Genomic DNA, 11,650 nt, shown 5'->3' with positions numbered 1-11,650 from the left:
GGCTCCGCACCCCCGGCCGCGCCCGGCCTCGGCTCCTATACTGCGGACATGACGGACACGGCGCGCGTGCTCATCGCCGAGGACGACAGCCGCCTGGCCGGGATGCTGGACACGCTGCTCCGCTCGGAGGGGTTCGACGTCGAGGTCGCGCGCGACGGGCAGCGCGCCCTGCACCTCGGGCTGACCGGCGCCTTCGCCGTGATCGTCCTCGACCGCGGGTTGCCGGCGATCGAGGGCCTGGATGTGCTGCGACGGCTGCGCGAGAACGGCGTCACCACGCCCATCCTCGTCCTCTCCGCTCTCGGCACGGCACCCGACCGGGTCGACGGACTCAACGCCGGCGCCGAGGACTATCTGGCGAAGCCCTTCGACATCGACGAGCTCGTCGCCCGCGTCCGCGCTCTGAACCGGCGCGCATCCTCGGTGGTGCCGACCGTCCGCTTCCCCGGTGGACGGCTCGACACCGACAGCAGGACGGTCACGGTCGACGACGGACGACGCACGGTGCTCTCCGAGCGCGAGTCCGCCCTGCTGGAGCGGCTCGCCCGCCGGCCCAGGCAGGTCTTCTCGCGCGCGGTCCTGCTCGACGAGGTCTTCGCCGACGCCGACGATCCCGGAGTGGTGGACACGTACGTCCACCACCTGCGCCGTAAGTTCGGCCGCACGCTCATCGAGACGGTGCGCGGCGTCGGCTACCGGATGGGGTCGCTGTGAGGACCGCCGACGAACAGGAGCTGCGCTCCGCCTCGCTCCGGCTCGCCGCCCAGTTCGCGCTGATCATCCTCGGTCTCTTCATCGCGCTCGGCGTCGTCGTGTACACGGTCGTGTCGGCCGGGCAGGCGGAATCCGCACAGAAGACGTTGTCGGACGCGTCGATGGTCGACTCGGTGCACGACGCCCCGCGCAGCCTCCTCGTCACCGTGGTGATGCCCGGTGGACGCGACAGCTCGCCCGACATGCCGGAGGGGCTGCCCGACGAGAAGGCGATCCAGGACGTCATCGCCCACGGGGGGTCGCAGTCCGGCGTCGTGGAGGCGGGCGGCCAGCGCTATCTCACCGAGACGGATGTGCGGCATGGCAAGGTCGTGCAGATCGCGTACAGCCTCGCCGAGCAGGAGGAGGAGCTCAACCGGCTGGTCGTGGCGCTCGTCGCCTCCGGTCTGATCGCCACCGTCGCGGCGGCGGCCATCGGACTCGTGATCGCCCGCCGCTCGATGCGACCGCTGGCCGAGGCGCTCGCGCTGCAGCGGCGGTTCGTGGCGGATGCCGGGCACGAGCTGCGCACGCCGCTCACCCTGCTGAGCACCCGCGCGCAGCTGCTGCGGCGGCACGTCGCCGCGGGAACCGCGGGATCCTCGGACACCGGCGACGACGAGGTGCGGACGGGACTGGACGAGATCGTCGACGACAGTCGGGCGCTCACCGAGATCGTGCAGGACCTGCTCACGGCGGCCGACCCGCGCCAGACGGCGGAGAGCGAGGGCGTCGGCCTCGGCGAGCTCGCAGCCGCCGTCGCCCGCTCGGCCGACGGCAGGGCGGAGGAGCGCGGCCTGACCATCTCGGTCGATGCGGCGCCGGACGCGATGGTGACCGGCGCCCCCGTCTCCCTGCGGCGGATGATCGTGGCGCTGGTCGACAATGCACTGGACCACGCGCGATCGGAGGTCCGCGTCTCGGTCGCCGTCGCCCGCGACCGCGTCGTGCTGACGGTCGAGGACGACGGACCGGGCTTCTCGGCGGGCGTCGAGGACCGCGCGTTCGAACGGTTCGCGACCGCCCGGGACGCGCAGCCCGGTGACGATCGCGCCCGGCATTACGGTCTCGGGCTCGCGCTGGTGGCCGAGGTGGTGACCCGTCATCACGGCACGGTGGATGCGTCCAACCGTGCGGGCGGAGGTGCGGTCGTCACCGTGCGGCTGCCGCGGCGCGCGTGAGAACCGCTCCGCCGCCGGCTCAGGGCGTGACGGCGTCTCGAAGCGTCTGTACGGGGGCGACGATCACCGTCTCGAGGCGGCTCACCACCTCCAGGTAGTCCGCCGTCCAGATGAGGCGGACCGCCGTGGCGCTGTCGTGCATGTCCGCCGAGTGGGCCTGGCTCTCGAGCACGGCTCCCGCAAGACGCGCCACCATGGTCGGGTCGCTGGGGACCGGTTCCGGCAACGGTCCGCGTGCGAGGAGTCGCGCCGCCAGCTCGCGGTACCAGCTCTCCAGGCGGTCGAGGGCGTCGTTGAGCGCTTCGCGCGCCTCCGCCGTGTGCGGGTCGACGGGAGGCTGTCCGCGCCACAGTTCCAGGATGGCGTCGCTCGCCAGCCGCACGCCCGCCACCCCGGTGACCGAGGCAGACACCTCCGCCAGGGGGAGGCGCTTCGTGCCCCGCTCGGCGAGGTACGTGCGGAAGGCGTCGTCCAGCCGACGTGACGCCGCCGCCGCGCGGAGCGACTGAGCGTGTGCATCGACCGGTATGGTCGCACCGCCGCGTGGTCCCGCGCCCGCCGCGACGGCGGCGCTCAGATAGCCGATGCCCTCCGAGTACGCGTCCGACAGCGCACGTCGCAAGGACGCCGCGGCGCCCCTCGGCCAGAACAGCACACCGACGAGGAGGCTGACCGCACACCCGAGGGCGATGTCCTCGATGCGGATGAGGCCGACCGTCCACCCGGTCGGAGCGATGATGTTGAAGAGGAGCACGAGCACGACCGTGAACGCCGCCTGACCCGCCGCGAACGAGATCGCCGCCGGGGCGACGCCGGCGACGAGAATGCCGAGCGGCAGCACGATCCACAGCGCGACCGGGTTGCCGCCGATCACGAAGAGCGCCGCAGCGCCCAGCACGACTCCGAGCACGGTGCCGAGCACCCCGCGCAGGACGGTCTGGCCGGTGCTCAGGGCGTTGGACCGCAGCACGGACAGGGTGCCGAGCACCACCCAGAACGAGTGCTCGACCCCCGTCAGCTTCGCGAGCAGCACCGCCAGCCCCAGGGCGATGGCCCCGCGGATGCTGTTCCGCAGCCAGACCGAGTTCCAGCCGATGTACCCGCTGGCGCGTTCGGCGGCCGCGGCGACCGGGCCGCTGAGGTCGCCGGGCTGGCGCCCGAGCAGCCGCTGCCACCAGGTGCGGCGCTCGGCCCGTGCGGTGAGGCCGATGTTCCCGCCGACCGTCGCGACCGCATAGGCGAGCTCCTGTGCCCGGAAGCCCGGGTCGAGTGTGGTGACCACCTCATCCATTGCGCCGCCCGGTGTGGGTGCCGGGGCCGGCTGGGCGAGCATCGCCGCCTCCACCGCCCGCCGCGCGTCGGAGAGGCGGCGGAGCGCGTCCTCCAGGTCGGACGGGTCGGCGCCGTGTTGCGCCAGCGCGAACGCACCCTCGTCGAGCACGTCCGCCGCCGCTGCCTTCAGCGCCCTCGCCGCGTCATGCGTCGGGTCGGAGGCGGCCAGCGGGCGGGCGTACCGGTCGTACTGGGCCATGACGGTGTCGAGCCAGTTCAGTTCGTCGACGAGCCGGACGATCGTCCGCGCCGGGGTGCTGAGGCTGGTCGGCCGATACGGAGTGGCGAGGAACGACTCGTGCAGCGCTCCGACCGCGGCATCGGCCGCGACGACCGCGCGATCCCGCTCGGCGAGGAGGGAACCGTCCTCCGTCTCGTCCCGCCCCGCCAATGCCTCGCGCATCCCGAGCATGTAGGCGGACTCCGCCCGCAGCCGTGCGCTCAGCGCCCGGAGCGCCTCCACCGCCGGTCCTCGCAGCGGTTCGCGGGACGGTGCCGGCCAGAGGACCGTGACCGCGACGATGCAGACGACCGCCGCCATCCCCCAGCCGAGCAGGCGCGGCCCGAGGGACGCCACAGTGCCCGGCAGGGTCACCGGAAGCACGAATGCGAGCAGCAGCGCGGTGCTCGCCGACGCCGTCACCGAGCTCACGGCCCCCGCGAAGAGCACGGCCAGCGCGACCACCGCCATCGCGAGCGCGGACAGCCACGCCGGCTGGGATGTCAGCGTCCCCAGGCACACGAGCACCGCACCGGCCACGGCGAGCGCCGCCAGCGCTTGGGCCCGCTCACGGAGCGGCCCACCGAAGTCGACGAACAGCAGCATCGCGAACGACCCGAACGCCGAGAAGATGGCGACGTCCGGGTTGCGGATCACCCCGCTGGCGAAGGCGAACAGCAGCGGCATGACGATCGCGGCCCGCCCGGCGCGGCGCAGCGCGCTGTAGCCCGGATCGTGCCGAGCCAGCCACTGCCACACGCGCACACGGCCTCCCGCATCCCCTGCGGCGCCCGACGATGCGGGGCGCCTTCCAGGCACAGGATAGTGGCCCGTCCGCCGCGGCGGTCAGGGGTCCCGAGCGCATCCCGTCAGCCGCCGCGTCGACGCCCGCTCCGTCGAGTCCGCTCGCGCGCCGCATGGTGTGCGACGACCGGCGCCGCGAGTCCGGCCCACCGCCCGTAGAGCCCGATCAGGATCAGGGCGCCGCCGTACACAACGGCCCACCACGGGAATTCCAGGGCGGCCCCGCCCCCCTTCGCCGTCCAGACGTCCTCGGCAGGCGTGGGCAGGACACGGCGGCCCGTGACCAGGATGCGATGGCTGTTGATCCCGAGCGGCGTACAGGTGACGAGCGTGACCAGATCCTCCCCCGTCCTCTGCCGCAGGGTCGTGGTGTCTTCGGGCGCGACCACCCGGGTGCTGATCACCCGGTAGGCGAGCACGCGCCCGAAGGTCGTGATGATGAATCTGTCGCCGAGACCGAGCTTGTCCAGCTCGGTGAACATGGTCGCCTCCGCCAGCCCGCGGTGGGCCGTGATGACGGCGTGCGTGCTCGTCCCGCCGACCGGCAGCGAGGTGCCCTGCAGGTGACCGGCCCCTCTCAGCAGGCTGGCGTCGCTCGTGCCGTGGTAGATCGGCAGATCGACCCCGATCTTCGGGATCTGGATGCGCGACATCGTGCCGTTCGGGGTGTTCAGCAGCCTCCAGTAGTCGTAGGCCTTCCCTGCGTTGCTCCCGCTGCCCGTGGGGACCCGGGTGTTGCGCTCTAGCACCGCTCCGGCCGACAGGTCGGAGTTGTAGCGCCGGGCCTCCGCGAGCTGCTCTGACGCGCGCGGCTTCACCTTCGCGATGGACTGGTTGTACCTGCTCACCACCAGCGACTGGTTGTAGGAGGCCAGCCAGCTCGCCGCGGGAGAGTAGGCCAGGATCGTCGCTCCGATGACGGCGACGACGATCGTCAGGATGAGCAGCCAGCCCGGTCGCCATCGCCGTCGCGGTGCGGCGTACCGCCCTACTGTCGGCCGCATCCTCTTGCGTCCTCGCGACGCTGATCACGCGCCCTCGCGGCGGGTGTTGCGACGGCGGACGACGAGCACACCACCGAGAGCCACCACGAGCAGCGCGATCCCGCCGATGGTCATGGCGAGCTGGATGCTCGATCCCGTGAACGGCAGCTGCGGCACTCCCTGCTGCGTGTTCTGGATCTTGACCAGCGGCACGGTGCCGTTGGCGCCCGCCTTCACCATCACGGGCGTGAGCGCGGCGGCGCCCGAGGGCAGCACGAACCCGTTCGGCGCGGCGATCTCCTCGAGCACGTAGCAGCGCTGCTGCAGGTCGTGCCCGGCGACGGTCGTGTCACTCACCGTGCCGTCGGCCGCGACGGTCTTCTCCGTGTCTCCGACCCAGAGTCCAGGGATCACGATCGTCCCTGAGCCGTCGGAGGTCGCGACGTACGGCGTGTTCGTACCTGCCGTCGTGACCTGCTGAAGTCCCGTGATGTCCGCCGTGCACGACGACTGCTGGTCGGTGGTGCCCATGTAGACGCGGAACTTCGCGCCGCTCAGGCCGTCGCTGTTCTTCGCCTGATTCACCTTCTGGACGGTCAGATCGCCCCAGCGGGTGACGACCGTGGAGGACGGCGAGCCGTCCGTCCCGTTCGGCGTCCCGGGGGTGAGGCTCAGGTCGTTGAGGTCGACGAACGCCTGGTTCTCGATCGCCCCGGGGGCGGTGACGGTCGCCTCGAAGGTGAGCACCACGTTCATGCCGGCTCGGAGCTTCGCCCGTCCCGCGGCGGTGAAGGTCACCGCCAGCTTCTGACCCGTCCATGCGGCGTCGTAGTCCGTGCCCGCCACGAAGGTCGTCGTCCCCGCCACGACGGTGACCGGGACGGCGGCGCGTGGACTCAGCTTCGGATCGAGCGTGTCCGACAGCACGAAGCTGTCGTACGTCTGCCCGGGCGCCAGAGCCGGGATCAGCTGGGTCACCTGATAGGTGACCGGCGCACCGAGGATCACACCGTTGCCGGGCTGATCGACGACGTTCTTCGCCGGACCCTGGGCGACCGTGTTCTTCGGGTACAGATTGACGTCGTACACCCAGTCGCCGTCGAGCTTCTCGTGGTCGGCCGGCGTCGGGAGCGTCACGATGAACGGCGCCGCGGGCGCGACGACGTTGCTGGGCGTCGACACCTCCCGGACGAAGTAGACGCCGAGCGGAAGCGTGGGCGATGTCGCGAGTCCCGACGCATCCGTGGCGGGCAGCAGGGTGCAGTTGCTCAGCGCGTACGAGCCCAGCTGGGTCACGCCTTGCGCGGCCGCGGCCTGCTTAGCCGTCGCGGTGATGGCGTTGACCGCGTCCCAGCCCCGGTTGGTGCCGTCGAACAGGTCGATCCCGCTCACCGTGCAGTACTCGAACACCACGCCGGCGACGGGCGCAGTGGTCGGGTCGGTACCCGTGCCCGCCGGGTTCTGGTCGCCGTTGCCCGGGTTCTCGTACTTGTGGATGATGATCCGCCCCTGCTGGGACGTGTCGATCGACGTGGCGTTCGCTGCGACGCTGGTCGACAGGGCGCCCAGCGCTCCCAACGACAACGCCGTGCCGACTGCGAGGGCCGAGAGCCCCCGGTGTCGCGTGTGTGCGCTCATGTGCTGTGTGCTTCCTTTCCGTCCGCGCGGTGCGGCGCGAGGTCTCACACATGAAGACGGATCGGCGGCGGCCTGAGGACGTTCCGGGTCCCGGCATGCATTTCATTCGGTGATCTACGCCCTATCGCGGCCGTTCGTCACCACCAGGAGTCGTCCTCCAGGCGCACGGCGAACACCGGTGGCGAGACCCGCGTTCGCTGAGGCCGCGGCGGTTTGGGGTCCGGCACCCGATGCTCCGCCTCCGCGAAATGCGCCGCGAACGCCTCCGACCAGCGCTCCATGCGCTCGGCGGTGGGTCGCACGCCGGCGGCGGAAACCCGGGCGGCCATCTCGAGAGCGGCGGCATGGGCCTTGCGCCGGATGCCCAGGTACGCGGCCGCCGACAGTGCGGAAGAGGAACTCACATCCTGTTAAGAATGCATATCGCCCGTTTCGTGACGCCGAGTGGCTATCCCGCTCGCATCCGTCGCGGTTCCCAGCTGCGAACAAGCCTCCGGAAATGCGAAAGGCCCCCGGTCTCCCGGGGGCCTTCACGTTCGTGCGCGAGGGGGGACTTGAACCCCCACGCCCTTGCGGGCACTGGCACCTGAAGCCAGCGCGTCTGCCAATTCCGCCACTCGCGCGAACCCAGGAACTCTAACACGACGCGCGGATCGTTCACGAATCCGGGCATCCTCCGGTCGGCTGATCTTCACCCGATAGCCAGTGGCTTTCCCAGGGTTCCGACTAACATGCATGTAGTCATCGAGCCGGGAGCGGGAGACTGTGGGCATTCTGGACAACTTCGAGCGGGGGCTCGAGCGCGCCGTCAACGGCGCGTTCGCGAAGACCTTCCGCTCCGGGCTGCAGCCGGTCGAGCTCACCAGCGCTCTCCGCAAGGAGCTCGACACCAAAGCGGCAGTGGTCGCGCGCGACCGCGTGCTCGCTCCCAATCGCTTCGTGCTGCGGATGTCGGACGCCGACTTCACGCGGATGCGTTCGATGGGCGCCGCGCTTACCGACGAGCTGATCGACTTCGTGCAGAAGCACGCGGCCGCCCAGCACTACCAGTTCGCCGGGGGCATCTCGATCGAGCTGGAGCAGGACGCCGAGCTGTCGGTGGGGATGCTCCAGGTGGAGTCCGAGAACGTGAAGGGCGACGTCGCCTGGACGCCCGTGCTCGACATCGACGGCGTGCACCACCCGCTCGCGCACTCCCGCACTGTGATCGGCCGGGGTACCGACGCCGACATCACCGTGAACGACACCGGCATCTCCCGCCGCCACGTCATGATCACCTGGGACGGCCACCGGGCGCAGGTCGAGGATCTCGGCTCGACCAACGGCACCAAGCTCGACGGCGAGCCGCTCCGCAAGGCGATCCTCGAGCCGGAGTCGGTCATCACGCTGGGCCGCACGCGGATCGTCTTCCGCGTGCTCCCCCAGGCGGCTCCCGCTCAGCGCGGCCGCGCCGACGACGCGACCCGGCGCCACGATGTCGGCAACTTCTGGAGTCCTTCGTGAACCCCAGTGAGCTGACCCTGCTGGTGCTGCGGTTCGGCTTCCTCCTGCTGCTGTGGCTGTTCGTCTTCGGGATCGTCTACGCCCTGCGGACCGACCTGTTCGGCCAGCGCGTCCGCAAGCTGCCCGAGTCCCGTGCGGCCGCGGCTCCCGCGTCCCCGTTCCCGGCGGCGTCTTCTGCGCCCGCACCCGCCCCCGTGCCCGTCCCGGCCGGTCCGACCGAACCGGTCATGAAGGCCGCACCGGTCTCCACTCTGCCGTCGGGCGCCAACCGCGCCGGCGGCCAGACGAACGCCAGCGTTCAGACCACGCGCCGGCTGGTGATCACCTCGGGTCCGCGCGCCGGCACCGAGCTGCCGCTCGGCCGCGATCCCATCACGATCGGTCGCTCCAGCGACTCCAACCTCGTCATCCGCGACGACTACACCTCCACCCACCACGCCCGCCTGCTCCTCTGGAACGACGAGTGGATGATCCAGGATCTCGACTCCACGAACGGCACGTTCCTCGACGGCCGCCGCGTGACGGTCCCGACCCAGGTCCCGCTCGACACGCCGATCAAGATCGGTACGACCACGTTCGAGCTGCGGCGGTAATCGTGGCGACGAACAAGGCGGCGGCGATCTCCCACGTCGGGAAGATCCGCTCGAACAACCAGGACTCCGGTTACGCCGGACGCCAGCTGTTCGTCGTCGCCGACGGCATGGGCGGACACGCGGGCGGCGACGTCGCCTCCGCCATCGCCGTCACCCGGATCCGGGAGGCCGACCGAGAGTACGAGACGCCCGCCGAGGCCGAGTTCGCGCTGCAGTCGTCGCTGATCGCCGCCAACTCGCTGCTCGCGGAGACCGTGTTCGAGCATCCCGAACTGACGGGGATGGGCACCACGGTGAGCGCGATGGTGCGCGTCGGCGACCAGATCGCCTTCGCCCACATCGGCGACTCCCGCATCTACCTCCTCCGCGACGGCGAGCTCAAGCAGGTCTCCACCGACCACACGTTCGTGCAGCGGCTGGTGGACAGCGGCCGCATCACCGAGGAGGAGGCGATGGTCCACCCCCGCCGCTCGGTGCTGATGCGGGTGCTGGGGGATGTGGACGCGTCCCCCGAGATCGACACGTGGACGCTGGACACCCGTCCGGGCGACCGCTGGCTCATCTGCTCCGACGGTCTGAGCGGTGTGGTCAAGCACGACGACATGCTGGCCGCCCTCTCGTCGAAGGACGGGCCCAAGCAGGTGGCGGAGCGGCTGCTCAAGCAGAGCCTCGACGCCGGAGCGCCCGACAACGTCACCGCCATCGTCCTCGACATCGGCGACACCGCCCGCGGTGACGTCGTCAAGGAGCCCGTCACGGTCGGCTCGGCCGCGTCTCCCCTGCAGTTCGGCGCCGAGCCGAAGCCGACCACCCGCGCCGCGCGCCTTCCGGGCCTCCGCCTGCACCCCATCCGCCCGGCCACAGGGCCGACGCACTTCGAGCCGCAGTCCGAGGACTACCTCGACGAGCTGATCGAGGAGGATGCGCGCCGCGCCCGGCGCCGCCGGATCACCTGGATGGTCGGTCTGATCATGCTCGTGGTGGCGATTGTGCTCGCCATCGTGCTCGGCTACCAGTGGACCCAGTCCCGCTACTACATAGGAGCGGCGCCCGACGGCAAGGTGGCTATCTACCAGGGCGTGCAGCAGGGCATCGGACCGATCAGCCTCTCGCACCTCTACCAGGAGTCGGACGTCGTCGTCGACGATCTCCCCGAGTACGACAAGCAGCAGGTCGAGCAGACCATCAACGCCGACGACCTGCGTGCGGCCCAGACGATCGTGGAGCAGCTGAGCGATGCCGGCAGACAGTAGCACCGCCGCGCGCGAGCAGGCCCGTCCGCCCCGGAACCTCACCGGGCCGGTGAAACGGCTGCGCCTCCCGGCGAAGCTCCGCAACCGCGAGCTGTTCCTCCTCCTGATCGCCTGCGCCATCAACGCGGCCGCCGTCGTCCTGGTGCAGCTGGGCGCCCTCGGGCACGTCGACCTGACGCTCGTCTACCTGGGAGCGGGACTCTCGGCGCTGGTGCTCGGCATGCACATCGCGCTCCGGTTCGTGGCGCCCCAGGCGGACCCGTTCCTGCTGCCGATCGCGACGCTCCTGACCGGTATCGGGATCGCCGAGATCTACCGCATCGACATCCACTACAAGGACGCCGGCTGGGACAGCGCCGGGGTCAAGCAGATCGTGTGGAGCGCCATCGCGATCATCTGCGCGATCCTGGTGGTGGTGCTCATCCGCAACCACCGCATCCTGCAGCGCTACACCTATCTCTTCGGTTTCGCCGCGCTCGTGCTGCTGCTCCTCCCGATGCTCCCCGGCATCGGGCGCGAGATCTACGGCGCTCGGGTGTGGATCGGGATCGGACCGTTCAGCTTCCAGCCCGGCGAGATCGCCAAGATCTGCCTCGCGATCTTCTTCGCCGGTTACCTGGTGCAGGCGCGCGACTCGCTGTCGACGGTCGGCAAGAAGTTCTTGGGGATCCGCTTCCCGCGCGCCCGCGACCTCGGCCCGCTCCTCGTGGTCTGGCTGATGGCCATGGCCGTGATCGTCTTCCAGCGCGACCTCGGCACCGGTCTGCTCATCTTCGGTCTGTTCCTCGTGATGCTCTACGTGGCCACCGCGCGCATCAGCTGGGTCATCCTCGGCCTGCTCCTCATCGTCGGAGGCGCGATCGCCGCGAGCCAGCTGCTCCCGTACGTGCACGACCGCTTCGCCAACTGGCTGACCCCGTTCTCGCAGAACGTCTACGACGCGCAGGGCGGCAGCTTCCAGCTCGTGCAGGGGCTCTTCGGGCTCGCCCACGGCGGCCTCATCGGAACCGGCCTCGGGCAGGGTCAGCCGTGGGTCACCCCGGTCTCGCAGAGCGACTACATCATCGCGAGTCTCGGAGAAGAGCTCGGTCTCGCGGGCCTCTTCGCGCTGTTCGCGCTCTACCTGGTCTTCGTCGCGCGCGGTCTCCGCATCGGCTTCGCCGGACAGGACGACTTCGGCAAGCTGCTCGCCGTGGGACTCTCCTTCACGGTCGCCCTGCAGTGCTTCATCGTGATCGGCGGCGTGACGCGCGTCATCCCGCTGACCGGGCTCACCACGCCGTTCCTCGCGTCGGGCGGTTCGTCCCTCGTCGCCAACTGGATCATCGTGGCGCTGCTGCTGCGGCTGTCCGACACCGTCCGCAATCAACCCCGGCTGGTGGTGAGCTGA

At 70.7% G+C, this 11,650-nt stretch carries 10 protein-coding genes and 1 tRNA gene; 6 read left to right on the top strand and 5 right to left on the bottom strand.

Annotated features, from left to right (window positions below; all coding sequences use genetic code 11):
- Positions 1-48: 48 nt before the first annotated feature.
- Positions 49-714, top strand: a complete 666-nt coding sequence (locus J2W45_RS13500; protein WP_310132739.1) for a response regulator transcription factor — start codon at positions 49-51, stop codon at positions 712-714.
- Complete coding sequence (locus J2W45_RS13495) at positions 711-1,934, top strand: sensor histidine kinase (protein WP_310132738.1); 1,224 nt, start codon at positions 711-713, stop codon at positions 1,932-1,934. The genes J2W45_RS13500 and J2W45_RS13495 overlap by 4 nt, the downstream gene beginning before the upstream one ends.
- Before the next feature lie 19 nt (positions 1,935-1,953).
- Here the strand turns inward: J2W45_RS13495 and J2W45_RS13490 are convergent, their stop codons facing one another.
- The 5 genes from J2W45_RS13490 to J2W45_RS13470 all read right to left on the bottom strand — a co-directional run bounded on the left by J2W45_RS13490 (position 1,954) and on the right by J2W45_RS13470 (position 7,534).
- Positions 1,954-4,251 carry an FUSC family protein gene (locus tag J2W45_RS13490; protein WP_310132736.1) on the bottom strand — a complete coding sequence of 766 codons (2,298 nt, stop codon included), beginning with the start codon at positions 4,249-4,251 and terminating at the stop codon, positions 1,954-1,956.
- Between the two features lie 104 nt (positions 4,252-4,355).
- Complete coding sequence (locus J2W45_RS13485) at positions 4,356-5,294, bottom strand: class C sortase (protein WP_310132734.1); 939 nt, start codon at positions 5,292-5,294, stop codon at positions 4,356-4,358.
- A 24-nt stretch (positions 5,295-5,318) separates the two neighbouring features.
- The gene (locus tag J2W45_RS13480) at positions 5,319-6,911 is read right to left on the bottom strand and encodes a SpaH/EbpB family LPXTG-anchored major pilin (RefSeq protein WP_310132731.1); all 1,593 of its coding nucleotides are present in this window, start codon (positions 6,909-6,911) and stop codon (positions 5,319-5,321) included.
- Positions 6,912-7,048: 137 nt separating this feature from the next.
- Complete coding sequence (locus J2W45_RS13475; RefSeq protein ID WP_310132729.1) at positions 7,049-7,315, bottom strand: hypothetical protein; 267 nt, start codon at positions 7,313-7,315, stop codon at positions 7,049-7,051.
- A gap of 135 nt (positions 7,316-7,450) precedes the next feature.
- Positions 7,451-7,534, bottom strand: a tRNA-Leu gene (locus J2W45_RS13470).
- A gap of 142 nt (positions 7,535-7,676) precedes the next feature.
- On the opposite strand from J2W45_RS13470, the gene J2W45_RS13465 reads away from it, so the two are divergent.
- The 4 genes from J2W45_RS13465 to J2W45_RS13450 are packed head-to-tail and all read left to right on the top strand — an operon-like array spanning position 7,677 to position 11,650.
- Entirely contained in the window at positions 7,677-8,414 is a 738-nt protein-coding gene (locus J2W45_RS13465) for a DUF3662 and FHA domain-containing protein (RefSeq protein ID WP_310132728.1), read from the top strand.
- Positions 8,411-9,007, top strand: coding sequence for an FHA domain-containing protein FhaB/FipA (locus tag J2W45_RS13460; protein WP_310132725.1), 597 nt, complete (start codon positions 8,411-8,413; stop codon positions 9,005-9,007). Before J2W45_RS13465 ends, J2W45_RS13460 begins: the two co-directional genes overlap by 4 nt.
- 2 nt (positions 9,008-9,009) lie before the next feature.
- Positions 9,010-10,260 carry a PP2C family protein-serine/threonine phosphatase gene (locus tag J2W45_RS13455; protein ID WP_310132721.1) on the top strand — a complete coding sequence of 417 codons (1,251 nt, stop codon included), beginning with the start codon at positions 9,010-9,012 and terminating at the stop codon, positions 10,258-10,260.
- The gene (locus J2W45_RS13450) at positions 10,244-11,650 is read left to right on the top strand and encodes an FtsW/RodA/SpoVE family cell cycle protein (protein ID WP_310132718.1); all 1,407 of its coding nucleotides are present in this window, start codon (positions 10,244-10,246) and stop codon (positions 11,648-11,650) included. Before J2W45_RS13455 ends, J2W45_RS13450 begins: the two co-directional genes overlap by 17 nt.

Origin of the sequence: Leifsonia shinshuensis, from assembly GCF_031456835.1 — a bacterium.
Classification (GTDB): domain Bacteria; phylum Actinomycetota; class Actinomycetes; order Actinomycetales; family Microbacteriaceae; genus Leifsonia; species Leifsonia shinshuensis_C.
Note: the sequence above shows the minus strand (reverse complement) of the source record. Positions and strands in the feature narration are given on the sequence as shown.

What these genes read in the sequence shown, in the direction of transcription:
- J2W45_RS13485 (WP_310132734.1), bottom strand. Translation starts at nt 5,294, where the DNA reads ATGCGGCCGACAGTAGGGCGGTACGCCGCACCGCGACGGCGATGGCGA.
- J2W45_RS13500 (WP_310132739.1), top strand. Translation starts at nt 49, where the DNA reads ATGACGGACACGGCGCGCGTGCTCATCGCCGAGGACGACAGCCGCCTG.
- J2W45_RS13450 (WP_310132718.1), top strand. Translation starts at nt 10,244, where the DNA reads ATGCCGGCAGACAGTAGCACCGCCGCGCGCGAGCAGGCCCGTCCGCCC.
- J2W45_RS13480 (WP_310132731.1), bottom strand. Translation starts at nt 6,911, where the DNA reads ATGAGCGCACACACGCGACACCGGGGGCTCTCGGCCCTCGCAGTCGGC.